Source organism: Hymenobacter segetis (assembly GCF_054776495.1).
The window spans coordinates 257,101-281,784 of the sequence record NZ_BAAHBV010000002.1 but is presented as its reverse complement, the minus strand read 5'-3'; the positions used below and the strand labels follow the sequence as shown (position 1 = coordinate 281,784).

Annotated in this window: 23 protein-coding genes; 14 read left to right on the top strand and 9 right to left on the bottom strand. The window is 62.1% G+C overall.

Annotated elements, in window-relative coordinates; all coding sequences use genetic code 11:
• Positions 1–39 precede the first annotated feature (39 nt).
• Positions 40–1,117, bottom strand: a protein-coding gene (gene prfB, locus ACYU70_RS11845; protein WP_342297413.1) for a peptide chain release factor 2 whose coding sequence is annotated in 2 segments (ribosomal slippage) — positions 40–1,056 and positions 1,058–1,117 — 1,077 coding nt in all. Because the reading frame shifts where the segments join, the coding sequence is not laid out codon by codon here.
• Between the two features lie 230 nt (positions 1,118–1,347).
• On the opposite strand from prfB, the gene ACYU70_RS11840 reads away from it, so the two are divergent.
• From ACYU70_RS11840 to ACYU70_RS11830, 3 genes are read left to right on the top strand one after another with little or no spacing between them, the layout of a single operon-like run.
• Entirely contained in the window at positions 1,348–1,725 is a 378-nt protein-coding gene (locus tag ACYU70_RS11840) for a CZB domain-containing protein (protein ID WP_342297411.1), read from the top strand.
• A 29-nt stretch (positions 1,726–1,754) separates the two neighbouring features.
• On the top strand, positions 1,755–3,314 hold the full coding sequence (locus tag ACYU70_RS11835; RefSeq protein WP_342297410.1) for a sensor histidine kinase: 1,560 nt from the start codon (positions 1,755–1,757) through the stop codon (positions 3,312–3,314).
• 55 nt (positions 3,315–3,369) lie between these two features.
• Positions 3,370–3,813, top strand: a complete 444-nt coding sequence (locus tag ACYU70_RS11830; protein WP_342297408.1) for a response regulator — start codon at positions 3,370–3,372, stop codon at positions 3,811–3,813.
• 23 nt (positions 3,814–3,836) lie between these two features.
• Here the strand turns inward: ACYU70_RS11830 and ACYU70_RS11825 are convergent, their stop codons facing one another.
• Both ACYU70_RS11825 and ACYU70_RS11820 read right to left on the bottom strand, forming a co-directional pair.
• Complete coding sequence (locus ACYU70_RS11825) at positions 3,837–4,412, bottom strand: ribonuclease HII (protein ID WP_342297407.1); 576 nt, start codon at positions 4,410–4,412, stop codon at positions 3,837–3,839.
• 82 nt (positions 4,413–4,494) lie between these two features.
• On the bottom strand, positions 4,495–4,743 hold the full coding sequence (locus tag ACYU70_RS11820) for a hypothetical protein (protein ID WP_342297406.1): 249 nt from the start codon (positions 4,741–4,743) through the stop codon (positions 4,495–4,497).
• Between the two features lie 452 nt (positions 4,744–5,195).
• On the opposite strand from ACYU70_RS11820, the gene ACYU70_RS11815 reads away from it, so the two are divergent.
• The 9 genes from ACYU70_RS11815 (at position 5,196) to ACYU70_RS11775 (ending at position 14,403) form a co-directional block, all read left to right on the top strand.
• A complete protein-coding gene (locus ACYU70_RS11815; protein WP_342297404.1) occupies positions 5,196–5,774 on the top strand; it encodes an NUDIX hydrolase in 579 nt (192 codons plus the stop codon).
• Positions 5,775–5,886: 112 nt separating this feature from the next.
• Positions 5,887–6,705 (top strand): lysophospholipid acyltransferase family protein, encoded by an 819-nt coding sequence (locus ACYU70_RS11810; protein ID WP_460615994.1) that lies wholly within the window; start codon positions 5,887–5,889, stop codon positions 6,703–6,705.
• 26 nt (positions 6,706–6,731) lie between these two features.
• On the top strand, positions 6,732–7,019 hold the full coding sequence (gene gatC / locus ACYU70_RS11805; RefSeq protein WP_168671800.1) for an Asp-tRNA(Asn)/Glu-tRNA(Gln) amidotransferase subunit GatC: 288 nt from the start codon (positions 6,732–6,734) through the stop codon (positions 7,017–7,019).
• 3 nt (positions 7,020–7,022) lie between these two features.
• Positions 7,023–9,812, top strand: a complete 2,790-nt coding sequence (locus ACYU70_RS11800) for a tetratricopeptide repeat protein (RefSeq protein ID WP_342297399.1) — start codon at positions 7,023–7,025, stop codon at positions 9,810–9,812.
• Positions 9,813–9,825: 13 nt separating this feature from the next.
• Positions 9,826–10,545 (top strand): ABC transporter ATP-binding protein, encoded by a 720-nt coding sequence (locus ACYU70_RS11795; RefSeq protein ID WP_342297397.1) that lies wholly within the window; start codon positions 9,826–9,828, stop codon positions 10,543–10,545.
• A gap of 40 nt (positions 10,546–10,585) precedes the next feature.
• Entirely contained in the window at positions 10,586–11,134 is a 549-nt protein-coding gene (locus tag ACYU70_RS11790) for a cob(I)yrinic acid a,c-diamide adenosyltransferase (protein WP_342297395.1), read from the top strand.
• A gap of 184 nt (positions 11,135–11,318) precedes the next feature.
• Complete coding sequence (locus tag ACYU70_RS11785) at positions 11,319–12,383, top strand: branched-chain amino acid aminotransferase (protein WP_342297393.1); 1,065 nt, start codon at positions 11,319–11,321, stop codon at positions 12,381–12,383.
• 177 nt (positions 12,384–12,560) lie between these two features.
• Entirely contained in the window at positions 12,561–13,664 is a 1,104-nt protein-coding gene (gene gcvT / locus ACYU70_RS11780) for a glycine cleavage system aminomethyltransferase GcvT (protein ID WP_342297391.1), read from the top strand.
• Positions 13,665–13,683: 19 nt separating this feature from the next.
• A complete protein-coding gene (locus ACYU70_RS11775; RefSeq protein WP_342297390.1) occupies positions 13,684–14,403 on the top strand; it encodes a 2-phosphosulfolactate phosphatase in 720 nt (239 codons plus the stop codon).
• A 118-nt stretch (positions 14,404–14,521) separates the two neighbouring features.
• Here ACYU70_RS11775 and ACYU70_RS11770 read toward each other — a convergent pair whose 3' ends face one another.
• Both ACYU70_RS11770 and dtd read right to left on the bottom strand, forming a co-directional pair.
• Positions 14,522–14,848, bottom strand: coding sequence for a nucleotide pyrophosphohydrolase (locus ACYU70_RS11770; RefSeq protein ID WP_342297388.1), 327 nt, complete (start codon positions 14,846–14,848; stop codon positions 14,522–14,524).
• Between the two features lie 25 nt (positions 14,849–14,873).
• Entirely contained in the window at positions 14,874–15,320 is a 447-nt protein-coding gene (dtd, locus tag ACYU70_RS11765; protein WP_342297385.1) for a D-aminoacyl-tRNA deacylase, read from the bottom strand.
• Between the two features lie 89 nt (positions 15,321–15,409).
• Between dtd and ACYU70_RS11760 the strand changes: the two genes are divergently transcribed.
• Positions 15,410–16,930: a hypothetical protein gene (locus ACYU70_RS11760; RefSeq protein ID WP_342297384.1), complete on the top strand. Its 1,521-nt coding sequence runs from the start codon at positions 15,410–15,412 to the stop codon at positions 16,928–16,930.
• A 107-nt stretch (positions 16,931–17,037) separates the two neighbouring features.
• On the opposite strand, the gene ACYU70_RS11755 is transcribed toward ACYU70_RS11760, so the two are convergent.
• The 4 genes from ACYU70_RS11755 to ACYU70_RS11740 all read right to left on the bottom strand — a co-directional run bounded on the left by ACYU70_RS11755 (position 17,038) and on the right by ACYU70_RS11740 (position 22,712).
• Positions 17,038–18,477 (bottom strand): hypothetical protein, encoded by a 1,440-nt coding sequence (locus ACYU70_RS11755; protein WP_342297381.1) that lies wholly within the window; start codon positions 18,475–18,477, stop codon positions 17,038–17,040.
• Positions 18,478–18,525: 48 nt separating this feature from the next.
• The gene (locus ACYU70_RS11750) at positions 18,526–19,758 is read right to left on the bottom strand and encodes an OmpP1/FadL family transporter (protein ID WP_342297379.1); all 1,233 of its coding nucleotides are present in this window, start codon (positions 19,756–19,758) and stop codon (positions 18,526–18,528) included.
• Positions 19,759–20,172: 414 nt separating this feature from the next.
• Positions 20,173–21,207, bottom strand: a complete 1,035-nt coding sequence (gene mltG / locus ACYU70_RS11745) for an endolytic transglycosylase MltG (RefSeq protein WP_342297377.1) — start codon at positions 21,205–21,207, stop codon at positions 20,173–20,175.
• The gene (locus ACYU70_RS11740) at positions 21,207–22,712 is read right to left on the bottom strand and encodes a helix-turn-helix domain-containing protein (RefSeq protein ID WP_342297375.1); all 1,506 of its coding nucleotides are present in this window, start codon (positions 22,710–22,712) and stop codon (positions 21,207–21,209) included. The genes mltG and ACYU70_RS11740 overlap by 1 nt, the downstream gene beginning before the upstream one ends.
• Positions 22,713–22,992: 280 nt before the next feature.
• Here ACYU70_RS11740 and aceB point away from each other — a divergent pair, with 280 nt between their 5' ends.
• A complete protein-coding gene (gene aceB / locus ACYU70_RS11735) occupies positions 22,993–24,618 on the top strand; it encodes a malate synthase A (RefSeq protein WP_342297373.1) in 1,626 nt (541 codons plus the stop codon).
• The last annotated feature ends 66 nt before the right edge of the window (positions 24,619–24,684 follow it).

Genomic DNA, 24,684 nt, shown 5'->3' with positions numbered 1-24,684 from the left:
GATGGAGCGGCTAAGAAGAAAGTAGCTGCGTTATCTTACCTAGCTCTGCATCAGAAAGCCCTTGATGAACTCGTCCAAATCCCCATCGAGGACGTTCTGCACGTCGGTGCGCTCGATGCCGGTACGGAGGTCTTTGATGAGCTTGTAGGGGTGAAGCACGTAGTTGCGAATCTGGGAGCCGAAGTCGATGCGCTTCTTGGTGGCTTCCACCTTGTCGCGCTCAGCATGGCGCTTGTCCATCTCAATCTGGTAGAGGCGCGATTTGAGCATGCGTAGGGCATGCTCCTTGTTCATGAGCTGGCTACGCTCAATCTGCACGGCGATGATGATGCCGGACGGCGCGTGGGTGAGGCGCACGGCGGTTTCCACCTTGTTCACGTTCTGGCCGCCCGCGCCGCCGGCCCGGAACGTGTCCCAGGAGATGTCGGCGGGGTTGATTTCGATGTTGATAGTGTCATCAATCACCGGGTAGGCAAACACGGACGCGAATGACGTGTGCCGCCGCCCGCTGCTGTCGAACGGCGACATCCGCACAAGACGGTGCACGCCGATTTCACTCTTCAGGTAGCCATAGGCGAAGTCGCCGTCGATTTCGAGGGAAGCCGACTTAATGCCTGCGCCTTCGCCAGGCTGATAGCTGATTTGCTTCACGCCAAAGCCGTGGCTTTCGGCCCACATGATGTACATGCGCATGAGCATTTCGGCCCAGTCCTGGCTTTCGGTGCCACCGGCCCCGGGGTTGATATCGATGATGGCCGACAACTGGTCTTCCTCGTCCGAAAGCATGCGCTTAAACTCCAGCGCTTCCAGTTTCTTGAGAGTGGTGTCGTAGTCGGCCTGTATTTCGGCCTCGGTCACGTCGCCTTCTTTATAGAAGTCGTAGAGCACTTCGGTGTCAGCCAGTGCTTGCTGCACGGCCTCAAAATCGTCGGTCCAGGTTTTGATGGGCTTGATTTCGCGGAGCGTGGCTTCGGCGGCTTTGGAGTCGTCCCAGAAGCCGGGGGCCGTGGTTTTAGCCTCGTAAGCGGCTAATTGTTCTTTGCGGGCATCGTAGTCAAAGATACCTCCTCAGGGCCTCGGCGCGGCCCTTCAAGTCCTTAATCTGGTCTTGGGTCATGGTGGGGGAAATGGTGAAAGGTGGCCGGTGGCAGCGCCGAAGGCTCACCCAGGAGAATAAGTGAACCGCGAAAGTACCGAATTCCAAAGCGGCAACCGACCCCGGCCCTGCGGCGTACCTATGGAACCAGCCGAGCTGCTCGGCCTTATATCCCCATCTTACAGGGGCAGCTCCCGGTTTTGCGACAGGTGGTTTGCACCATACGCTTGCCTACCGGTATAAATTTGTCCATGACCACGGAAGACCTGAAACAGGATTTTGATTCTGCCCGCATCAAGCACGTACATTTTAAGAGCAAGCTGCGCTCCTTTCTCTTTGGCAATGGGGGCAGCGAAGGCCCGCTGCGGGACCCCGAGCAATGTGGCCTGGGCCTGTGGATAGCCACCCGCATGCGCGGAACCGGCGTGTACGCGCACCTGCCCGAAGCTCGGCAGTTTGACCAACAGCATGTGCTGATTCACAAAGAAGCCAACCGGCTGATGGACCTCTACCTCGCCGGCAACGTAGAAGAGGCGGGGGCAGGCTACGCCCCGCTGCAGGTCATCGCCGATGAAATGATGGGCCTGCTCCAAACCATGGAAGCCAAGCTCCGTACCAGGGCCTCCTGACCCGAAGTGATGCGCCCGCGCACCAGTGCATGAAAATAACCCTTACCACGAAGCTGTTTGCCGGATTTGTGCTTTTGCTGGCGCTGTTTTCGGTGATTGTCCTGTTCTCATACAAGCTGGCGGGCCAGGTGCTACGCAACTCCCGGCAGGTAGAAGCGTCTCAGCACGTTTCGAACGAGGCCGTGAGCATGCTGCGCAATATCGTGGACATGGAAACCGGATTTCGGGGCTACGTCCTCATCGGCAATGAGCTGACGCTGGACACCTACTATGCGGGGGAGCGCGACCTGATTGGCCGGTTTGCGCAGCTGCGCACGCTGGCTGAAGAAAGCCCCGAGCAGGTGCAGTTGATTGACCAGACCCAGCGGCTTTTTCAGCAGTGGCTGGGATACAGCCATTTGCTGATTGCTGAAAAGCGTGAGGCCCGCCGCCGCAACCCATTGCAGCGCGGCCTGGACGACATGCCGCACCACCGCCTAGCCGAAACCCTCACGGGCAAGCAGCTGATGGACAATATCCGGTTTCGGCTCAATAAATTTGAGCTGACGGAAGCGGCCTCGCGCAAGGCCATGCGCCAACGCCTGAACGACAGCATTACCCGGGCCGAATGGCTGTCGGTCGGGCTGGCTATTATGGCGCTGGTGCTGGGGCTGCTGTGGGCGCTGTACATCGTGCGGACGTTTGCCCGGCGGCTGCGCGGTATGCTGAACCTGGCCCGGCGCATGGCCGACGGCGACTACGACACCCAGATTGTCGACAATGAACAGGACGAAGTGAGCGAGCTCACGGCCGCCCTGAACGTGATGGCCCGCACCGTGGGAGCCAACATCAACCAGCTCGAAAGCCGCAATCAGGAGCTCGACCAGTTTGCCTACGTCGTATCGCACGATTTGAAGGCCCCGCTGCGCGGCATTGAAAGTGCTTCGCGCTGGATTGAGGAGGACATGGGCAAGGACGCGCTGCCGCCGCATATCCGCGAGTTTCTGGGCATGATGCGCCAGCGGGTGCATCGCATGGAGAAGCTCATCAGCGGTATTCTGGACCTGGCGCGCGTGGGCCGGACCACGCAGGCAAACGAAACAGTATTCGTGCGCACCTTGCTGCGCGAAATCATCGACAGCTTGCATCTGCCCACTGGCTTTAAGGTCGAGCTTCCTTTCTTTCTGCCCACGCTCACCACCAATGCCGTGCAGCTCCAGCAGGTCTTCACCAACCTCATCAGCAATGCGGTGAAGTACCACGACCACCCCGCGACGGGCACCGTGCACATCGGCTGCGACGATGCCGGCGAGTTCTACTCGTTTTCGGTGGCCGATGACGGACCGGGTATTGACCCGGAATACCACGACCGTATTTTTGTCATCTTTCAGACCCTGACGGAACGTGATACCTTCGAAAGCACCGGCGTGGGGCTGGCCATCGTGAAAAAAATTGTGGAGCGGCAAGGGGGGCGCATCAGCGTCAAATCGGCCGAAGGTCAGGGCGCTAAGTTCATTTTCACCTGGCCCAAGCACCCGCCTAAAACCAAAAATGTGGCTGCTACGGTAGCCACGCCAGTCATTTCTACCGTATCAACCGCTACTTCATAGCAGCTTCGAACTGCTGTTTGCGGGCATTTTCCCGCTGTTGCCAATTGCCAAGCCTATGTCCGCCGACCATCCCACGCCCAGCATCCTGCTCGTGGAAGACGACCAGATGGACGTGATGAACGTGCAGCGCGAGCTGCGCCGCCAAAACATCAACGTGCCCCTCATCCACGCCCGCAATGGCCGTGATGCCCTCCGTATGCTGCGCGGCGAGGGCGATGAACCCAAAATAGCCAAGCCCAGCCTGGTGATGCTCGACATCAACATGCCGCGCATGAATGGCCTGGAACTGCTGGAAGTGCTGCGCTCCGACCCCGAATTCGTGAATCTGAACGTCTTCATTATGACGACCTCCGACCTCGAGTCGGACCGCCTGAAAGCGCAGGAGCTGGCCGTGAGTGGCTACATTATCAAGCCCCTTAGTTTCGATACATTTGGCGAGGGGGGAACCAGCGTGGACGGATTCAGCCTGTTTCTGGACCTGCTCAAGCTCAAGGACTAGCTCCGTATTTAGAGTGGAGGCTATTACAGCAGCCGAAACCCCATTCGGTGGTGCGGGCTAGTGCCGTGCGCCCGAATGGCCGCCCGATGACTGGCCGTCGGGTAGCCCGCATTCTGCTGCCAGCCATACTCCGGGAATTCTTCGGCCAGGGCCATCATATGCTCGTCCCGAAAGGTTTTGGCTAGGATGGAAGCGGCGGCAATGTTGCGGTAAAGGCCATCGCCGCCAATAATGCAGGTGTGCGCAAAACCCGCCATTGGCGTAAAGCGGTTGCCATCTACTAAAAGATGCGCGGGTTCAATATTGAGTGCCGCCACTGCCCGGTGCATGGCCAGGTAGCTGGCCTGCGCAATATTGATGCTGGTAATCTCCTCTACCGAGGCCTGACCCACGGCCCACGCCACAGCTTCGGCACAGATGATGGGCCGCAGGGCGTCGCGCCGTTTGGCGCTGAGTTGCTTGGAATCGTTGAGGAATTGCGGGGCAAAGTCGGGCGGCAGAATAACGGCGGCCGCGAAAACCGGGCCGGCCAGGCAGCCGCGTCCGGCTTCATCGAGGCCCGCTTCGAGGGCGTGGCCGGTGTAAGTAGCTATTAGCAAAAGAAAAGGGAACGGGGGAAGAGAATAACTTTTGTGCAAAGTTACTTTCTTCCCCCGCTCCCTTTGTGGTGGTTGCGGCTGACTAGTGGCTGCCGGCGGCGCTGCCCAGGTCCGTAGGCGTGGTTTCGCCCCGGCGCTGGCCTTGGCTGTCGCGGGGGCCTTCATCGATTTCCGTGTCTTCGTCGGTCGAGATGTATTCGTTGGTGACGGGGCCGAGGCCCTGCGTGTTCTGGGCTAGGTCGGCTTCGGCCTGCGCGTGCTTCAGGTTGAAAAGCGGGTCGTGTTCTTCCGGAGTGGGGTTTTGCTTGGAGTTGGAATTGGGCTTAGCCATAGGGGAAGGTGCCGGCCGGGATGTATGCAGCCAGATGATGGTGGTACGGCGGCCCGCCCGTCAGGGTTAAGCCCGACGGAAGCTCAACTGCCCACCAGAAACGCATTTGGGCACGGTCAGGGCACAAAAAAAGGTCGCCACCCGAGGGTGACGACCTTAAAGTGGCGGGTCCGGCTTTGGAGGTGTCTACCCCACCTTTTCAGCCAGAGCGCCGCCGCACGAGAGGTCCTTCCTTTCCACATTTCCAGCCCGTGCGGGGGTACTTATGGGTCAAAGCTACGAAATCAAAAGGGGGCAACGCAAGTGCTACTAGATTAATCTGGACATTTAAGCGGCCAACGGCATGTTTTTCACGGCGGATGACGGGTAAACATCGCCGAACGGTAACTCGGGTAAAGCAGCGGTAAGCGTAGTTTTGCATTCCCTACTCCATCAATTTCTCGCAAATAGCCATGCAATCCGCAGCCCGCCCCGACGTGGACGAAACCCACAACCCTTGGCACACGCTCAGCAGCGAAATCAAATACCATAACCCGTGGATTTCGGTGCGCGAAGACCAGGTGCAGAACCCCGGCGGCGGCCGGGGCATCTACGGCGTGGTGACGATGAAGAACAAGGCGCTGGGTATTGTGCCCGTCGATGCCGAGGGCAATACCTGGCTGGTGGGCCAGTACCGCTACCCGCTGAATGAGTACAGCTGGGAAATTCCGATGGGCGGCGGCCTGGTAGAGCTGGACATTCTGGAATCGGCTCAGCGTGAGTTGAAGGAAGAAACCGGCCTCACGGCGGCCCGCTGGACGCGCATTGCCCGCCTGCACACCTCCAATTCGGTGACGGATGAGGAAGGCTTCGTGTACCTGGCCGAAGACCTGACCCAAGGCGAATTGGAGCCCGAGGAAACCGAAGACCTACGCTTGTGGAAGCTGCCGCTGGCCGAAGCCGTTCGGATGGTGATGGACGACCGGATTACGGACGGCATCAGCGTAGCCGGCCTGCTGAAGGCGGAGAAAGTGCTGGCCGCCCGCACGTAGTAGCGCTTCAGCAGAAGACTTTTGCCACTGCCTGGGGGCTGGCGCGGCCTGGCCCAATGGCTTTGCGCAACGCACAACGGCCAACTAGCCTAACTTTGCTGCCATGCGCCATATGCTTCGTTACCTCGGCCAGCGCCTTTACACCACTTGGGCGGTGGTGTGGTTCATTATTCCATTCGTGCTGATTTACCCTTTTCAATGGTATTTCAGCCGGCGGCCCACGGGGGGCGGGGTGGTGCACGCGCTGAACCGCTTCTGGTCGTGGCTCTCTATTACGATGTGGGGCGTGCCGGTGGAAGTGGTGCGCGAGAGCAAAGGCCCCAACCCACAGCCCTGCGTGTACGTGGCCAATCACGGCTCGTACATCGACATCATGATGCTGTTTAAGTACATCCCGGGCTTTCTGAACATGATGGGCAAGGCCTCGCTGGCCCGCGTGCCGGTGTGGGGCCCACTGTTTGGCAACGTCTATATTACCGTGGACCGGGCCAGTGCCGTGAGCCGGGGCCGGGCCATGGTGGCGGCCCGGCGCACCCTTGCCGCTGGCAACAGTATTGCCATTTTTGCCGAAGGCCGCATTTCGCCCACGCCGGGTAAGGAACTGCTGCCGTTTCTGGATGGCGCGTTTCAGATGGCCATCGAAGCTGGGGTGCCCATTGTGCCGGTAGGGATGCCGCTGAACCATATGTTTATGCCCGACGTGGAGAAGGACCTGCGCGTGCGCTACCACCGGCTCAAAATCGTTTTTCATCCACCCATTCCCACTGCCGGCCTCACCCTGGCCGATATACCCGAGCTGAAGGCGCGGGTATATGCCCAGCTGGCCGCCGATTTCCTGCCCGAAGGTGCCGTGAAGCCCGGCCGCAGCACCTGGCGCGCCCCGGCTGCCGTTTCCGCTTCGCCGGAACCACGGCAGCCCACCAACTCATAATTCATAATTCAAAACTCATAATTAGCATGAGCACCGACCTTGGTACCCTGCGCGGCCTGGCCCACCTGGCCCGCCTCGAATTTGACGAAACCCGCGAGCAGCAAATGCTCGGCGACCTGAATAACATCCTCGATTTTGTGGCCCAGCTCGAAGGCCTCGACACGACGGGCGTGGAGCCGCTGGTGCACCTGTCGCAGGAAATAAACGTGCTGCGCGACGATGAAGCCCGCAACACCGTGAGCCATCAGGATGGCCTGCGCAATGCGCCCCGCAAGGATTCGGACTACTTCCGGGTGCCCAAAGTGCTGGAATAGTTGGTGACGCCGCAATCTATAAGCCGTCGCGCCGTCGCGCGGCCCGGCTGGCTGGTCTGGCTGGCCGCGCTGGCCGTGGGCCTGACCATCTTTTATTATTTCACGGGCGAAAACAGCACCCTGCCCGTGCGCGAAGTGGCGCACCTGCAAGCCACGCCGCTGACGCTGGACAGCGTAGCGGCCGGCCCGGTACACCTGCCGGTGCAGGCCAGCGGCTTCATCGTGACGCTGACGCACGACGTGGCGGGGCCGTTTACGCAGCCCGTGGCGGCGGGCGTGTTTCTGGTGCTGCTGGCGGTGGTGCTGGCGGGCTGGGTGGCGGTGGTGAGTACGCTGGCGCGCACGGCTTTTGTGGCGGGCATGGTGCCCATTATCTTCCTGCTGCTGTCGCTCAATACCGAGTCGCTGGGCATTTTCAATACCAGTGAGCGGTATTTCCTGTACCTGATGCTGGGGCTGGTGGGCGGCATTGGCTTCGCCTTGCACGCTTTTGCCGAGGGCTGGCCGCTCCGGCGGCGGGCCGTGGTGATGGGTTGCGTGGTGGCTGGGCTGAGCGCGTTGCTACTTGCCCAAAGCCAGTTACCCGTTGTGGATACTGTGTTGCAGCTGGCGGCTTATGCCACGCCGGGCGGCGCGGTGCTGGTGGTGCTGCTGGTGTTGTGGGTGGGCATTGAGAATATCCGGGCTTTGATGTGGTTTAATACGCAGGCGGAGCAGCCGGGCGGACGGTTTGGCTTGCTGCCGTTTGTGGCGGCCAGCCTGCTCTATCTGGGCGTACTCGCGCTTTACGTTTGGAATGATGACGCGCTGCAATTGCTGCCGGGGCTGAACCTTGACCCGCTGGTGCTGCTGCTGCCGGCCGTGGTGGCTAGCTGGCTGGGCCTGCGCTTGCGGGCACCCAGCTACGCAGCCTGGGTGCCGTATGCCCCAGGAATGGCGCAGCTCTACCCGCTGGTGGTGCTGGGCGCGGCCGGAGCGCTGGGCTATGCCTTTGCCACGGCCAATACGCCGCTGTTGGTGGCGGCCCGCAGCTTCACGGGGCTGGCGCTGCTGTTGCTGGGCGCGCCGTTTCTGCTGTATGTGCTGGTGAATTTTGCGCCGCTCATCCGGCAGCGGCTGCGGGTTTATCGGGTGGTGTTTGAGCCGCGCCGACTGCCTTTTTATTCGGTCTATATTTTGTCGATAGGGGGCTTGGTGCTGGTGCAGTCGCGCCAGGATTTCCCATTGCCCAACCAGGTGATGGCCGGCCAGTACAATAACCTCGGCGACCTTACGCGCCAGCAAAGCGAAGCTGCTCCCGACGACCTCAGCCTCGCCGGCCTGGCCGAGCGCTACTACGCCGAAAGCGGCGACGTGCTGTACCGCGCCAACCGCCACGCCGAATTTGGCCGGGCGGCGATTTTCCGCTTCCGTCAGCAGCGTCGTAATGAAATAATCTCCCTGCGCCGTGCCCTGCTGCGCGGACCGGATGAGAAGGTTTCGCTGCGCCTGGCCACGCTTTATAACGACCCGGATGACCTGTTCGAAGGCCTCGACATCCTGCGCGGCGGCCTGAAATCACACCCGCGCAGCGCGGCACTGGCCGGCGATTTGGCCCAGCTATTCACCCGCACCACGATAACCGATTCCGTCGCCTTCTACCTCGACAAAGCCGAGCAGTTGGCCCCCGGCAGCTATGCCAGTCGCACCAATCAGCTGGCCTTTTTACTCAGCCAAAACCTACTGGCCGAAGCTCGCAAACGCGGCGCCCAACTGAATCTGAAAACCACTGAGCCGGCCCTGATGAGCAACTTCGCGCTGCTCCAGCTCCGTACCGCTACACCAATGGAGCCCTCACCTACCGCCCCGGCCGTCAATGTGCAGGTGCTGGACGATGCCAGCTTTGCCCAGCTCTACCACGCGGTGCTGTGGGACGTGGCCCGGCGCAAAGCCCAACTCACGCCTGCCTTACTCTCTCAACTCAACCGCCTGGCCACGCAGTCGGCCAACGCCGACTACTACGAGCAGCTCCTGTTTCTGCAGGCGCTGGCGCGGCACGCGCTGGGGCAGGAGCTGGTGGCGCGGCAGCTGCTCCTGCCACTGGCGGCGGGCAATACGGCTACCTCGGGCTATTTCCAGCAGCTGCTGGCGCTGTGGCAGCTCCAGCAGGGCCAATATGCTACTGCCGCTGACCAACTGGCTTTTGCCTCGTCGCACGGAGCTCCCCAGTCCGCCGAAATGCGGATATATGCCTTAGCCCTGAGCGGCAATACCGACTCGGTGCGGGTGGCCACGGCGCGGCTCCTGGCTTCACCCGATTCGGTCCAGCAGCGGCAGGGGAGGCAGGCACAGCAGTTGCTGGCGGCTGGCCGCCCGATGCCGGCTGCCGATACGACCGGCCGCGTGGGTATGGCCTGGCTGGCCGAGGCCCGGCGTGCTGAGCAGCAGCGCAACGCAACTGCCGCCGCCAAAAGCTACCAGCGCATCGTGCGCGAAGCTCCTTTTAATGCCCCGGCCATCCTCGCTGCCGCTAACTTCTACACGCGCCGACATGACTACACGGCGGCCTACTCGGCGTTGCGTACCGGGCTTGACGAAAACCCGGAGTCGCTGCCGCTGTTGAGGGCCTACGTGCTGGCTGCCGCCGATGCCGGCCTGACCGAGTACGCCGCCGATGCTCTGGCCCAGCTGCGCAGTCAGCTGCCGCCCGATACTTATGCTACTTTAGCAACGGAGTACGCCGCCCATCAGGCAGCCCGCGCGGCGGCCGGGGCGTCCTTCTCCCAAGCGCCCGCTCCCTCACCTCTGCAATAAGCCCCTTTGCTCCATGAATCCGAACGTTATTGAAACCACGGACATCGCCAAAACCTACGTGATGGGCACGGAGGAAATCCACGCGCTGCGCTCGGTGAGCATCAAGATTCCGCGCGGCGAGTACGTGGCGTTTATGGGGCCGTCGGGTTCGGGCAAGTCGACGCTGATGAACATCGTGGGCTGCCTCGATACACCCAGCAAGGGCCAGTACATCCTCAACGGGCAGGACGTGAGCCGTATGAGCGACAACCAGCTGGCCGAAGTGCGCAACAAAGAAATCGGCTTCGTTTTCCAGAGTTTCAACCTGCTGCCCCGCGCCTCGGCCTTGGATAACGTGGCCCTGCCGCTCATCTACGCCGGCCTGAGCAAGCGCGACCGCACGGAGCGCGCCATGGAAAGCCTGCGCTCGGTAGGCCTGGCCGACCGCGCTTCGCACCGTCCCAACGAACTGAGCGGCGGCCAGCGCCAGCGCGTGGCCATTGCCCGCGCCCTCGTCAACAACCCCAGCGTGCTGCTGGCCGATGAACCCACCGGTGCTCTCGACTCAAAAACCAGCCACGAAATCATGGACCTGTTTGAGGCGCTGTATTCTAAAGGCAATACCATCATCATGGTGACGCACGAAGAGGATATCGCCCGCTATGCTCACCGCATTGTGCGCCTGCGCGACGGGCTGGTGGAAACGGATGAAATCAACCATGACGTGATGAAGCACGCCGTCGTCGGCCACTAAAAACGGTCGGTATTACCGTTATAAACCGTTTTCAAGCCAAATGAAAATCTACACCAAAACCGGCGACAAAGGCCTCACGTCCCTCATCGGCGGCACCCGCGTACCCAAGAGCAGCCTGCGCATCGAGTGCTACGGCACGGTAGATGAGCTAAACTCCCACATCGGACTGGTGCGCGACCAGGAGGTGAATGCCGGCCGCCGACCGCTGTTGAAGGAAATCCAAGACCGGCTGTTCACCATCGGCTCGGCCCTGGCGGCCGACCCCGAGAAGTCGAAAATGAAGCTACCCGACCTGCACGCCGCTGATGTGACGCTGCTGGAAGACGAAATGGACCGTCTCAACCTCGATTTGCCCGAGCTGCGTGCCTTTATTCTGCCCGGCGGGCATCCGGCCGTAAGCCACGCCCACGTAGCCCGTTGCGTGTGCCGCCGCGCCGAGCGCCTCGTCATTCACCTGGCCGAAGACGCTTTTGTGGCTGAATTGGTGGTGGTGTATCTGAACCGCCTGTCCGATTTCCTGTTTGTGCTGAGCCGGGCCATGGCCCACGAGCTGGGCGTGGAAGAAGTGACCTGGCAAGCCCGGCTGTGAACTGAAACAACCCCTTTGAGCGTCATGCAGAAAGAAGCCCGGCTAACCCCACTCCAGTCTTCGACAAAGCCGGTGAGCTGACTGATTCCGGGCAACTGCCGACCTTTGCTTTTTAATTACCCTCACCCTCTCCAATTCCGTACTCGGAAAATCCCACCCACGCGTACCGCCTAATTGCCTTTTTATGATAGACACTCTTCCGATTCACACGCAGCCAACCACGGCTTCGCGGCTGGCCACGCAGGACTTCGAGCACCTCGAATTCGGCAAAGTTTTCGCTGACCATATGTTCGTGGTGGATTACCGCGACGGCGAGTGGCAGGACGCCCAGATTTTGCCCTACGGCGACCTCTCGGTGAGCCCTGCCAATTCGGCTCTGCACTACGGCCAGGCCATTTTTGAAGGCATGAAGGCCTACCACCAGAATGATGGTGGCGTGGCCCTGTTTCGCCCCCTCGATAACTGGGCGCGTCTCAATGCCTCGGCCGAGCGCATGTGCATGCCCACCATCCCGGAAGAGCTGTTTATGCAGGGCCTGCGCGAGCTCATCAAGCTCGATGCGGGCTGGGTGCCCACGTTTGCCGGCAGCTCGCTCTACATCCGTCCCTTCATGTTTGCCACCGATGGCTTCATCGGCGTGCGGCCGTCGGAGGCGTACCGCTTCGTGATTTTCACCTGCCCCGTAGGCCTGTACTACAACAAGCCGCTGCGCGTGCGCTTCGAGCAGAAGTACGTGCGCTCGGCCGAAGGTGGCGCGGGCTACGCCAAGAACGCCGGCAACTACGGCGCGGCCATGTACCCCACCAAACTGGCCCAGCAGGAAGGCTACAACCAGCTCATCTGGACCGATGCCTCGGAGCACCGCTACGTGGAAGAATCGGGCACGATGAACGCCATTTTTGTGATTGACGGCCGCGTAGTAACGCCCGCCCTCAGCACCAGCATCCTCGACGGCATCACACGCCGCAGCGTGCTGGAGCTGGCTCACGACATGGGCCTGCCCGTGGAAGAGCGCAAAGTGAGCAGCCGCGAAATCATGGAAGCTCTAGCTGCCGGCAAGCTGGAAGAAGCCTTCGGGGCCGGCACGGCCGCGACCATCGCGCCCATCTCCGTTATTGGCTACGAAGGCCACGACTACGAGCTGCCCGAAGTGGGCCCTAACGCTTTCTCGAAGCGCGTAGGCGCAGCCTTGGACGCCATCCGCACCGGCGAGGGTGCCGACGTGCATAATTGGATGGTGGCTGTGTAATTGTAGCGTGGACTCTGCGAGTCCGCGCCCGAATAAACCGCCGATGCGCGGACTCGCAGAGTCCACGCTACAGGAAAAGCCGCTTCACAATGAAGCGGCTTTTCTTTTTTGCCCCACCTTTGCAGCTCCAAACGCATTCCCACTCACTCAGCCACTCCGCTACTCAGTCACTCCTCTATGACCGTTTCCCTGAAAACCGTTACCCTCGATAGCAAGCACCGCGAGCTGGGTGCCAAAATGGTGCCCTTCGCCGGCTACGACATGCCGGTGCGCTACTCCTCCGACCTCGACGAGCACCACACCGTGCGTCGCGCCGTGGGCATCTTCGACGTGTCGCACATGGGCGAGTTCCGCCTGCGCGGCCCCCAGGCCCTTGACCTCATTCAGCGCGTGACCAGCAACGACGCTAGCAAGCTCACCGATGGCAAAGCCCAGTACTCCTGCCTGCCCAACCACGACGGCGGTATCGTGGACGACCTGCTGGTGTACAAGCTGGCCGATGAGGATTACCTGCTGGTAGTCAATGCCTCCAATATCGAAAAAGACTGGAACTGGATTCAGCACCACAATACGCAGGGCGTGGAAATGGAGGATATTTCGGACCGCACCAGCCTGTTTGCCGTGCAGGGCCCGAAAGCACAAGCCGCTTTGCAGTCGCTGACCGATGTGGATTTGAGCAGCATCCCGTACTACTCCTTCGTGCAAGGCACTTTCGCCGGTGCCCCCGACGTGATTATCTCGGCCACCGGCTACACCGGCGCGGGCGGCTTCGAGCTTTATATTCCGAACGAAAGCGCGGCGATGGTCTGGGATAAAATCATGCTCGCCGGCCAGCCTTATGGCATCAAGCCCATCGGCCTGGGTGCCCGCGACACCCTGCGCCTCGAAATGGGCTACTGCCTCTACGGCAACGACATCGATGATACGACCTCGCCCCTCGAAGCCGGCTTGGGCTGGATTACCAAGTTCACCAAGGAGTTCACCAATTCCGAAAACCTCAAAAAGCAGAAGGAAGCCGGCGTGACCAAAAAGCTGGTGGGCTTCGTGATGGACGGCCCCGGCATCCCGCGCGGCCACTACGAACTGGTAGATGCCAACGGTGAGAAAATCGGTGACGTGACCAGCGGCACGCAGTCGCCCTCGCTCAGCAAAGGCATTGGCCTAGGCTACGTGAAGACCGAATTTGCTGCCCCCGGCACCCAGATTTTCGTGCAGATTCGCGGCAAAAACCTGCCCGCCACGGTGAGCAAACTGCCACTCACGAAAGGCACGGAAGAGTAAGCCGCCTGGCACGAGTACCATGCCCAAACTTGATATTTGTTTTTCGCCCGAGCTGCTGCCTTTGTATGATTTGCGCGGCAAGGTGGCCGTTATCGTGGATATTCTGCGGGCTTCCAGCACCATCGTCACTGCATTGGGGGAGGGCGTAACCCACGTTTTCCCGGTGGCTTCGCTGGATGAATGCACGGCTTACGGGCAGGAGCACGGCTGCCTGACCGCCGCCGAGCGCGACGGCCTGGCCGCTCCCGGCTTCGATTTGGGCAATTCGCCCTTTGGCTTTCTCGATGCGGCGCGGCCGGTGCGCGGCCGCGCCCTCACCATCAGCACGACTAACGGCACAGCGGCACTGCGCCGTTCGCTGGCAGCGGAATCAGTAATAATCGGTAGCTTTCTGAACCTAGCGGCCGTGGCTGATTTTGCCCGCCGCCAGCAGCGCGATGTGCTGGTGGTGTGCGCCGGCTGGAAAGGTCAGTTCTGCCTCGAAGACACTGTGTTTGGTGGCGCGCTGGCCGAACGGCTGAGCGCAGATTTTGACGTGCGCGGTTCCGATGCCACGCTGGCGGCCCTGAATTTATGGGAGCAGGGCAAGGGTGATTTGTCGGCGTACTTACTGCAATCGGCCCACGTTCGGCGGCTCAATTCGCTGGAAGCCAGCAAGGATTTTGAGTTCTGCTTGCGGATTGATTCTTATGATGCTGTGCTGCCGGTGTGGCGGGAGGACCGGCTGGTATCGGGGTAAGGAATTTGTCATCCTGAGCGCAGCGAAGGACCTTATCACGTCTGCATCGGCTGTTTTACAGCAAATTGTTCAGACGTGACAAGGTCCTTCGCTGCGCTCAGGATGACAAGGCGCACAGCTACTTCAGCTTCTCATTATCCTGATGCCGCTGGCTGTCACGCTGGGTTTTCTTGGCCAGGTTGCGGGTCATGGCCTCGGTGAGGTTGACGCCGGTTTGATTGGCCAGGCAGATGACGACGAACAGTACATCGGCCAATTCATCACCCATCTCTCGGCCTTTGTCCGATTCCTTGAACGACTGCTCGCCGTATTGTCGGGAAATGAGGCGGGCCACTTCGCCCACTTCCTCCGTGAGGATAGCCATGTTGGTCAGTTCATTGAAATAGCGGACGCCAGTAGTTGTAATCCAGGTATCGACGGTTTTCTGGGCTTCTTCGAGGGTCATATTAATAACGTAAATTAGGTGGGATTTAAGCCGGGGAATCTAGCACGATGGTTACCGGGCCGTCATTAAGCAGGCTGACTTTCATATCGGCTCCGAAGATGCCGGTGGGCACGGGCTGGTTTAGCTCGGCGGCCACCATGGCCACAAACTGCTCGTAGAGCGGCTCTGCCACGGCGGGCGGGGCGGCCCCGATGTAGCTGGGGCGGTTGCCCTTGCGGGCATCGGCCAGCAGCGTGAACTGGCTCACCACCAAAACCTGCCCGCCGATATCCTGTACGCTACGGTTCATCTGGCCGTTTTCGTCGCCAAAAATGCGCAGCTGCACCAGCTTGCGGCACATCCAGGCGAGGGAGGTTTGATTATCGGTAGGGGCGAAGCCAGCCAGCACCAGCAGGCCCGGGCCAATCTGGCCCGTAACCTGACCCTCGACGGTGACCGAGGCCTGGCTGACGCGCTGAATAACGAGACGCATATTTTTTTGAGTGAAACGGGTAAAGCCGGAGGTTGCGCTGAATGTTGCGGCGGGCGTGCCGACCTTCGCGGCCGTCTGCGCCAATGCCCATGCTTCCATCTGACCCTGCAAATAACGCCCGCTTCTCTGCTAGCCGCCGCTGGTGGCTGCTGGGGGCGCTGCTGCTCGTGGCCATCAGCCGGCTGTGGCGGCTGGCCGAGGTCGGCGCGCCCGACTCCGACTCGGTGCACGACTGGCAGATAACCCAGGACATGGCGCACGGCGATTTCTCCCAGCTGTTTCACCACGGCAGCCCAGGGTTTAGTGTTTTCTACCTGCCGGTGGCCTTGATTGCGCACCGGTTTGTGGTGCTGCAAACCATCAATGCGTTGCTGGGCGTGGCCGGACTGGGATTTTTCGTGGCTTGGGTGGGCCGCCAAGCCCGCCTCAGCGGCCCCGAAACGGCGGGGCTGGCGCTGCTGGGCGGCACCTCACTGCTGCTCACGTTTTCGGGGCGCGATTTCACCATGAGCTCGCTCAACCTCGTGCTGTTTGCGGGGCTGCTGCGTAGCCATCTGGCGCGCTTGCAGCAGCCCGGCCCGGCCGCCTTGCCGCGCGTGGCGCTGTGGCTGGCGCTGGCCCTGAGCGTGGACTATAAGTTTCTGTTCGCCATTCCCATCCTCGTGGTGCTGGAGTGGTGGCAGGCCGATGGCCTGTGGCGGCAGCCGCGCACCTGGCGGCGGGTGCTGGGCATTCTGGCCGCGCCTTACGTGCTGTTCGGGGCGCTGGGGTGGCTGGTGGGGCTGCCGTGGTACCGCTGGCTGGCCTTCTACGTGCGCGTGGCCTTCCCCAAAACCGCCAACCTGGCGGGCCGGCAGGCCACCATGAGCCTCGATAGCACCTACTACCTGCGTTATCTGGGCAGCTTCGAGTCGCCGCTGCTGCTGCTGGGGCTGGGGCTGGCGGCGTGGCTGGTGCTGCGCCAGTGGCGGGCCGGCGGGTGGGCCGCCACCCGGCGGTGGACGGTATTGCCCTACCTGCTGGTGTGGGCCGCGCTGCTGCTGGGCGGCATGTCATTGGTGGTGAAAGCGCCCCGGGGGCTGCTGTTTGCCTACCTGCCGCTGGCGGCGCTGGCCGTGCTGAGCGGCCGGCGCGTGCTGCCCGGCTGGGCGCTGGCCGGAGTGCTACTGGCCGCAGTGGGCCAGAATTTGTTCCGCATCCAGCGGGAGCTGTATGCGCCGCTGCCCACGCACTACCCGCAGGTGGCGGCGTGGCTGCGGCAGCACGGGGCCACGCGCATCGCCAGCACCGTGAGCATTAACCTGACCCCGTATCTGGACAACCAGCAAATCCTAACCGTAATCACCGACGAGCGGCAACTGCCGGCCCTGCGCCGCCAGGGCGTACAGTACGTGCTGCTCGATGGCTACCGGCACGTGGCGGGCGTGGCCCGGTTCGATTCGCTGGCGGCGCAGCGGCCGGTGGCGGCCTGGCCCGAGCCGGCGCTGCACCGGCCGCTGCTGTTTCTGGAACATTCCGAGTACACGGGGCTGGGCTACGCCGAAACCCTGGCCGCCTGCCGGGCCGCGCAGGCCGACACACTGCCCCTGCGGCTGTACCGGCTGCAATAACCTCAACAAAAACAAAGCCGCTGGTCGCGGCCCTTCGATGGCGAACCATCGGGAGCAGCGGCCAGCGGCCTCGGGGTAATATCGGCACAAAGCCGGCTGGGCCGGAACTACTGCGCCGTAGCGGGCAGCTTGTTCACGTCGATGGCTGGGATGTTGGCGCGGTAGGCCGTGTTGATGGCCGTGATGCAGGTGTTGGCCAGCAGGGCATTGCCCCGGGGCGTGAGGGTGAAATAATCCAGGGAGAAGAAATTGCCCCGCACCGGCTCGGCCGAGTAGACCACGCCGCTGAGGGACACGGAATTGCTCACTTTGGTGAACAGTGCACCCGTATCGAGCGTGTTCAGGCCCTGGGCCGGGTCGATGATGGGCAGTTTGTAGGCCTTGGCCAGGCCTTCGAGGCCGGGCGTGATGACGGCCCCGCTGGGCGAGGTCTTGCCGCTGTTGTACTCGGTAATGAAGCCCGAAAGCGTGTTCAGCTCGGAAGCCTTGTCCAGCACATCAGCGTTGCGAATGGGGTTGCGCTCGTCGCGGCCGTAGGGCAGCATCAGCGTGTTGGCACCCACCTGCACCGGGGTGAGCTGGCCCACGCGCGGCAGGGCCGTGGCCAGAATATAGTCGCCGTCGGAGATGGGCTGCGCGTTGCCGGGCAGGAACGGGTCTTCGATATAAATCAGGGCCTTGTCGTGGTAGTAGGCTTGCAGGCGGGCTTGCACAAGATTGCCCTTGCCTTGGCGCAGCAACGGCAGGCTCGTGATGTCGGGAAGCCGGAAGATGATGCCCTTGTGCCCGTTGGCCGTCAACACGTCAAGCATTTTCTTGGCGTTGTTGGTCATCAACGTGGAGAGGTTGAAGGGGAGCGTGCCGCAGGTGCCGCCGCTGCGGATGTAGGGCATCACCTCATCCAGGCCCTGGAAAAAGGTGAAGAAGGTGGCCGAAGTGGCGGCCGTGGTCACGGCGGCCAGGTAGGTGCGGTTGTCGGACGCGGGCAGCAGGCGCTCAAAGTAGGGGTTGAACGCGCCGCCGGGGGTGGCATTGACTTCGTTGCCGAGGCCGGCCACCTCAATCTGGCTGAGCTTGAGGCCCGGCACACCCAGGTTCTGGGGCAGGGTGCCGGCCGTGGTGCTGCGCGTGTACAGGCGCACGGTATCGGGGCCGCCGCAGGCGTTGCGGTCAGCCACGAAGCGGCGCACGGCGCTGCCGGCTACCCGGCGCGCCCGGGGCACGCCGGTGTCCGTGAAATCGACCAGGTTGAGATAGCCCGTGCCGGTGCCGGCTTCGAGCAGCGGCTGCCCGAAGCTGCCCCCGCCCGAAGCCAGCGCAAACTGCTGGGCCAGCAGGTTCGGAAACGAATATTCCTGGCTGGTGCGGGTGAGGCCGCCCGCGCTCAGGCCGGCCGTGTAGGAGTCGCCCACGGCCAGGTAGTGGCTCAGGTCGATGCCGGTAGTGGGGGTGGGGATATCCTGGCCCGGGGCGCAGGCATTGAGCAGCAGGGCAGCAGCGGCGGCTAAGCCAGTGCGGCCGGCAAGCGTAACGGAAAAATGCTTCATCGCGGAAATCGGAATCGAAAATGCAGAATGAGGGGAGGCGCGGCGGCCCTAGAAGGCCACCGAAATGCCCACCGAGGCCGTGTTGACGGCCAGGCGGTAGGTGCCGGCTACGTTGGATACCTTCGCGTTGGTGGGGTTGACGCGGGCGGTGCGCAGCTGGCCGTAGTCGTAGGAATACGCGCCTTCCAGGCTCAGGCGGCTGCTGAGCTGGTAGCACAGGCCGGCCGATACGCCCACGCGGTTGGCATCGATGAACTCGGGGTTGATGTACTCGTCGCGGATGGGCGTCTCGTCGTAGTGAAAGCCGCCGAGCACGGTCAGCTTGGGGTTCACCTGATACTCGGTGCCCACGCGGAAGCTCAGGGCGTCTTCGTAGCGGCGGATGCTGCTCTGGGTGCGGGCGGGGGCGGTGGCCGTGGCGGCCACGTTCAGCTTCAGCGAGTCGACCACGCTCCAGCCGCTCAGCGAGAAATCGAAGGTGAGCAGCAGCTTTTTGGTGATGCGGTCGCTGATGCCCACGGCCAGCACGCTGGGCGTGGTAATCTGGGTGCCAAAGTCCAGGGCGGATGGCACCAGGCTGGCGTCGCGGGCGGGCACGCCGGTGGCGGTGAGGCTGCCGTTGTTCATTTTCAGCTTCACGGGGCTGCGGTAGCTGATGCCGAAGGCCAGGTTATCGCCGCTGCGGCCGTACAGGCCGGCCGTCACGCCATAGCCCGAGCCGCTGGCGCTGAGCCCGGTTTGGGCGTTCGGGTCGTCGTACTGGCCCAGGGCGCGGTGCTGGCTGTACTTGCCAAAGGCATACACGAAGCCCACGCCGGCGCTGAAGTTGTCGTTGAGCCGGAAGCCCAGCGTGGGCTGCACGAAGTAGGTATTGAGCTGGCTTTCCTGAATCACGGAGCGGCCTTCCCACGTGCTGGGCCACTTGGTGTGGTAGCCGTAGGGCGTGGTGATGGCCAGGCCCAGGGCCACGCGCTTGTTGAGGGCGTGGGTGGCATAGAGATAGCCGCCGGGCTGCACCACCAGGTCCTGGTCGGTGCGCTGGTAGGTATCCTGGCCCACAAAGGAGCCGCGCCGCACCTGGCCGATGCCGCCGATGCTGATGCGGGTGAGCGAATCGGCCCACTGGCCCAGCAGGCCGGGGTTGGTGCTCAGGCCGGCAATGCTGTTGATGTAGGCGGTGCTGGCGCCGCCCAGGCCCAGCACGCGGGCACCCTGCGGGCCGCCGTCGTAGCCGCTAGCCAGGGCCGAGGAAGCCGTTAAACCACAGAAGACAGGAATCAAGAAAAGAAGAGGTTGGCGCATACGGGCGGTTTTGCGGAAAATTGGGAAACAAATGTACACAGCCGCCGGGTAGCAGGCCAGCCCCCGGCCCGGGGCCCAGGTTAAGAAATGAATTGACACCACCGATGCTCCAGTACCCAGTGGTGGCCTTGGGAGAGCTCTCCCAAGCACCCAAGTACAAGCGGGAGGGCTTTAGAGAGCTCTCCCAAGCATTCCGGTCCCGGCCGGCCCCCTTTAGAGAGCTCTCTAAAGCCCTCCTGACTCGGCCGGACCCCTTGCGAGACCTCTCGCAAGCCCTCCCGACTCGGCCGGACCCCTTTAGAGAGCTCTCGCAAGCACTCCGGGCTCGACCAGTGTGCTTAAGAGAGAATTTTGTTCTGGTAAAGTGCAAAATTGACCCGCCAAAAACATTTTTCAGCGCTTCACCCCCAAACTATCCAGCCGGTGCTGGTAGCGGCGGGCATTCAGCTTGTGCTGGGCGTAGGTTTCGGCGAAGTCGGAGAAGCCGCTGCCATCGGGGCGGGCGCAGAAGAACAGGTTGTTGTTGTGGACCGGTTTCAGCACGGCCAGCAGCGAGCCGGGCAGGGGCGTGGTGATGGGGCCGGGCGGCAGGCCCTTGTGGCGGTAGGTGTTGTAGGGCGAATCCACTTTTTTGTCCACGTTCAGCACGCGCTTGCGGGTGCCCAGGCCGTGCAGGGGCCAGAGCAGGGTGGGGTCGGCTTGCAGGGGCTGGCCGTTGCGCAGGCGGTTGAGGTAGACGGCGGCGATGAGGGGCTTGTCCGTCGGCTGGGCCGTTTCGCGCTGCACAATGCTGGCCAATACGCTCACCTGCACGCGGGTCATTTTCAGCGAATCGGCCCGGGCTTGGCGCTCCGCTGTCCAGAACCGGCGGTAGCGTGCGGCCATGGTATCCAGGAAAACCGGGGCACTGGTGTTCCACAGCAGCCGGTACTGCCCGGGGATAAACATCGTGCGAATGGTGCAGGTATCGAGGTGGTAGCGGCGTTGCAGGCCCTCGTTATCGCCCAGCAAAAGCTCCAGCTTGAAAGAGTCGGTTTCGAGCCGGCCGCACACCTTGCGCGGCAGCTGTTCAATGTAATGAAAGGGCTTCAGCTCAAATTTAACCGTGTCCTGGTGGCCGAATAGCAGCATTTTCAGCAGGTCGATGTTGCCCATGCCGGGGTCGAGCCGGTAGCGGCCGGGCTTCACGTGGGGTGGGTAGTCGTGGTGCTCGGCCATCCAGCGGAAGGTGGCGGGTTCGATAAGCAGCTCGTGTTTTTGAAGCGAATCAAGCACCGCCGCGTAGCCCGTGCCGGTGCGGATATAGAGGTAGGCCGGGCCTTCGGGAAAGGCCGTGACGTTGGGCCGGTAGGCCACGCGCCACCCCACGTAGCCCGCCACGAGCAGCAACAACAGTAAAATCCCACCGATTAAATAGCCGCGCCGCATCAGACTTTTCCTTCGACAAGTTCCGCCACGGCCGCCTCAAACGCTGCCCGCTCGGCCAGCCGCACAATCTCCGTCGGGGCCGCTGCGCGCGACTCGCAATCCTCAATAGGACACCGCTCGCAGGTTTCGTTCACGATGCGGAAGGGCAGGGCCGGGTCGGCCAGGAAACGGACGTGTTGCTTCAAATTATCGTCGCAGCGCAGGCCGATGGTCACGCTCAGCGCCACCTGGGTAGGCGTGCCGGCGCGGGCCAGCGTGAAGCAGAGGTACTCGTCGTCGGTACCGAAGTAGCGGGATTTTTGCGCCCCGGCCACGGTCACGGGGGCGGCGGCGGTGTCGGGCACGGGCAGGGCGCGGGCCTCGTTCAGCAGGCGCAAACTCACCCAGCGGCGGCAGTAGTGCTCGTTCAGCTCGTTGCCGTGGGGGTTGTGCAGGCGGGCCAAGTGCAGTTCCTTGGTCAGCTCATAGGGCGCGAGCGAATCGGCCTGGTCGAAGCGCAGGAAGAACAGGCTTTGCAGCCCAAAATGGCGCGGCAGCAGCGTGGTAAGGCGCTGCATAAACATCTCGGGGCTCACGTCATACTGCGTCATCAGGTTCAGCAGCAGCTCCGGCTGCCACTTCTTAGCCCCGAAAAACTTCTTCACGTCGCGCAGCAGGCTTTCCTCCTCCATCAGCAGCGCCCCGGCAAAGTAGGAGGCCTTGAAGTTGTTCAGCACCTCATCAAAGGACCGCACCTGCAAGCTGCTGCTCACGTAGGGCCGCTCCGTCAGCTTCAGATAATTGAAGGCCACCTCGCGCCCCAGCACGAAGGCTTGCTGGCCCCGGCTCAGCCCCGGCCGCAGCAGCAGGCGCTTGGTTTTGGGCTGAAACACGCTCCGTAGCCGCGCCTGGGTGGCCACGGCGTGCCGGCCCAGCGTCTCACGGTCCAGCGTGTAGCCGTATTCCCCGGTCAGCACACGCTCCAGCTGGCTAAGGTCAAACGGCGCGGCGGTGCTCAGCTGGTGGCTGCCCACGAAGGCGCGCACGTCCTGCTCCAGGTCTTCGAAGTAGTTGTCGTGCATCTCCTGAAACGAGCGCAGCGCGGCCAGAAACAGGTGCTCCTGGCGCATCTCGTAGTTGCGCGCAATCTCAAAAATCGTGCTGATGAAAGCATTCATCCGGGCCGGCGCGTTGGCAATCAGCTCGATGATGCGGGCCGGCTCCAGCCCGTACATCTCCAGCGGAAATTCCTTCAGCAGCTTCGAGTTCAGCAGTTCGCCAATGGGCTCCAGCCGGCGCGGCAGCTCCAGCGAGGTGAGCTGGTCGTAGCGCACGTCCAGGGCCTTGCTCAGGCTCAGAATCTTATCGGCCTTGGGGTACTTCTTGCCCTTCTCAATCTCGTTCAAATAGCTCACCGACACGTCGCAGACCCGCGCCAGCTCGGCTGGGCTCAGGCTGCGCTCCTGCCGCAGCTCGCGCAGCTTCAGACCAAAAATGAGGCGAACGACCTGACCGTGATTGAGCATAGAGGAAATAATATTTTGGCATTGTGCCTTGGTAGTGCTATTGCAAAAACCGCCGCCATTTGCCGCAGACATCGTTTTGACGAAGCTACGGCAGCCCAGCTAAATGCGTGGGTAAAGCGAATTTTATTTTATTAGCGAATATTCGCTAATAAAATAAAATTCGCAATGTATGTTTGTGTCAAGCCCGGCCCAAAGTCTTACCCCGAACCACCGGCAACCGGCGCAACTCAACTGAAAACCAGCCCCTGCTACTCATTGCCCACCATTAACTGACCAAGCCATGACTTTCACCAACGTTGCCCCCGCCCCGCCGCCCACCTACCTCACCCCCGAGCGGGTGAAGGTTCTTGGTACCTATTCGCCGGCCTTCGCCGAAATCCTCACGCCCTCGGCTCTGGCCTTCGTGGCCGAGCTGCATCGCCGTTTCGACCATACCCGCCAGGCCCTACTGGCCCGCCGCGCCGAGCGCCAGGCCGATTTCGCCGCCGGCATCCTGCCCGATTTCCTGCCCGAAACCCAACGCCTGCGCGAGCAGGAGTGGACCGTAGCCCCGCTGCCGCAGGACCTGCTCGACCGCCGCGTGGAAATCACCGGCCCGGTGGAGCGGAAGATGATTATCAACGCGCTGAACTCCGGGGCTAGCGTGTTCATGGCCGATTTAGAGGACTCCAACTCGCCGACCTGGGACAACGTCATTCAGGGCCAGATTAACCTGCGCGATGCCGTGCGCCGCACCATCTCGCTCAGCACGCCCACCAAAGAGTATAAGCTGAACGAGAAAACTGCCGTGCTGATGGTGCGCCCGCGGGGCTGGCATCTGGTTGAGAAGCATATTCTGGTCGATGGTGAGCCCATCAGCGCCGCGCTGCTCGATTTCGGCCTCTACTATTTCCACAATGCGCATGAGCTGTGCGCCCGGGGCACCGCGCCCTACTTCTACCTGCCCAAGCTCGAAAGCCACCTCGAAGCCCGGCTGTGGAACGACGTTTTCGGCTTCGCTCAATGGTCGTTGAAACAGCCCAAGTGTGTTATTAAAGCCACGGTTTTGATTGAAACGCTGCCGGCTGCTTTCGAGCTGAATGAAATCCTGTACGAGTTGCGCGAGCACAGCGCGGGCCTGAACTGCGGGCGCTGGGACTACATTTTCAGCTACATCAAGCGGCTGGGCCTGAATCCCGAATTCCGCCTGCCCAACCGCGCCGAGGTGACGATGACCGTGCCCTTCATGGCCGCCTACTCGGCGCTGGTGGTGCAAACCTGCCACCGCCGGGGCGTGCACGCCATTGGCGGCATGGCCGCCCAGATTCCCATCAAAAATGACCCCGCCGCCAACGACGCGGCCCTGGAAAAGGTGCGCCAGGATAAAATCCGAGAAGCCACCAACGGCCACGACGGTACCTGGGTAGCCCACCCTGGCCTGGTGCCGGTGGCGCTCGAAGTCTTCAACCGCCTCATGCCCGGCCCCAACCAAATCGAAAACAAGCGCCCGGACGTGCACGTGACCGCCGCCGATTTGGTGAAAGCGCCGCACGGTAATATCACTGAAGATGGTCTGAAGCTGAACATCGACGTGGCCATTCAGTACCTGGCCTCCTGGCTGGGCGGCAACGGTTGCGTGCCGATTTACAACCTGATGGAGGATGCCGCCACGGCCGAAATCAGCCGGGCGCAGGTATGGCAATGGCTGCACACGCCGGGCACCGTTTTGGCCGATGGCCGCCCTGTGACCACCGAACTGTACCGCTCACTGGTGCCCGGCCAGCTGGAAAAAATCAAAGCGCTGGTAGGGGAAGAGGCTTATGAGAAAGGCCATTTCCTGGCCGCGGCCCGGCTTTTTGATAAGCTGGTGATGAGCGAGCAGTTCATCGAATTCCTGACCGTGCCGGCCTACGAGCAGCTGGCGTAAGCTCCCAATACCCCATTTCCTGAGTTCCAAAAAAGCCGCTTACCGGGCAGCCGGGCCACGCCTTGC

Excerpts from the sequence above, each read along its gene's own strand:
- ACYU70_RS11840 (WP_342297411.1), top strand. The coding sequence starts at position 1,348 with ATGACCACGGAAGACCTGAAACAGGATTTTGATTCTGCCCGCATCAAG.
- gcvT (WP_342297391.1), top strand. The coding sequence starts at position 12,561 with ATGACCGTTTCCCTGAAAACCGTTACCCTCGATAGCAAGCACCGCGAG.
- ACYU70_RS11795 (WP_342297397.1), top strand. The coding sequence starts at position 9,826 with ATGAATCCGAACGTTATTGAAACCACGGACATCGCCAAAACCTACGTG.
- ACYU70_RS11755 (WP_342297381.1), bottom strand. The coding sequence starts at position 18,477 with ATGAAGCATTTTTCCGTTACGCTTGCCGGCCGCACTGGCTTAGCCGCC.
- ACYU70_RS11775 (WP_342297390.1), top strand. The coding sequence starts at position 13,684 with ATGCCCAAACTTGATATTTGTTTTTCGCCCGAGCTGCTGCCTTTGTAT.
- ACYU70_RS11820 (WP_342297406.1), bottom strand. The coding sequence starts at position 4,743 with ATGGCTAAGCCCAATTCCAACTCCAAGCAAAACCCCACTCCGGAAGAA.
- ACYU70_RS11810 (WP_460615994.1), top strand. The coding sequence starts at position 5,887 with ATGCTTCGTTACCTCGGCCAGCGCCTTTACACCACTTGGGCGGTGGTG.
- aceB (WP_342297373.1), top strand. The coding sequence starts at position 22,993 with ATGACTTTCACCAACGTTGCCCCCGCCCCGCCGCCCACCTACCTCACC.
- ACYU70_RS11740 (WP_342297375.1), bottom strand. The coding sequence starts at position 22,712 with ATGCTCAATCACGGTCAGGTCGTTCGCCTCATTTTTGGTCTGAAGCTG.
- ACYU70_RS11815 (WP_342297404.1), top strand. The coding sequence starts at position 5,196 with ATGCAATCCGCAGCCCGCCCCGACGTGGACGAAACCCACAACCCTTGG.
- ACYU70_RS11760 (WP_342297384.1), top strand. The coding sequence starts at position 15,410 with ATGCTTCCATCTGACCCTGCAAATAACGCCCGCTTCTCTGCTAGCCGC.
- dtd (WP_342297385.1), bottom strand. The coding sequence starts at position 15,320 with ATGCGTCTCGTTATTCAGCGCGTCAGCCAGGCCTCGGTCACCGTCGAG.
- ACYU70_RS11830 (WP_342297408.1), top strand. The coding sequence starts at position 3,370 with ATGTCCGCCGACCATCCCACGCCCAGCATCCTGCTCGTGGAAGACGAC.
- ACYU70_RS11835 (WP_342297410.1), top strand. The coding sequence starts at position 1,755 with ATGAAAATAACCCTTACCACGAAGCTGTTTGCCGGATTTGTGCTTTTG.
- ACYU70_RS11790 (WP_342297395.1), top strand. The coding sequence starts at position 10,586 with ATGAAAATCTACACCAAAACCGGCGACAAAGGCCTCACGTCCCTCATC.
- ACYU70_RS11785 (WP_342297393.1), top strand. The coding sequence starts at position 11,319 with ATGATAGACACTCTTCCGATTCACACGCAGCCAACCACGGCTTCGCGG.
- ACYU70_RS11770 (WP_342297388.1), bottom strand. The coding sequence starts at position 14,848 with ATGACCCTCGAAGAAGCCCAGAAAACCGTCGATACCTGGATTACAACT.
- mltG (WP_342297377.1), bottom strand. The coding sequence starts at position 21,207 with ATGCGGCGCGGCTATTTAATCGGTGGGATTTTACTGTTGTTGCTGCTC.
- gatC (WP_168671800.1), top strand. The coding sequence starts at position 6,732 with ATGAGCACCGACCTTGGTACCCTGCGCGGCCTGGCCCACCTGGCCCGC.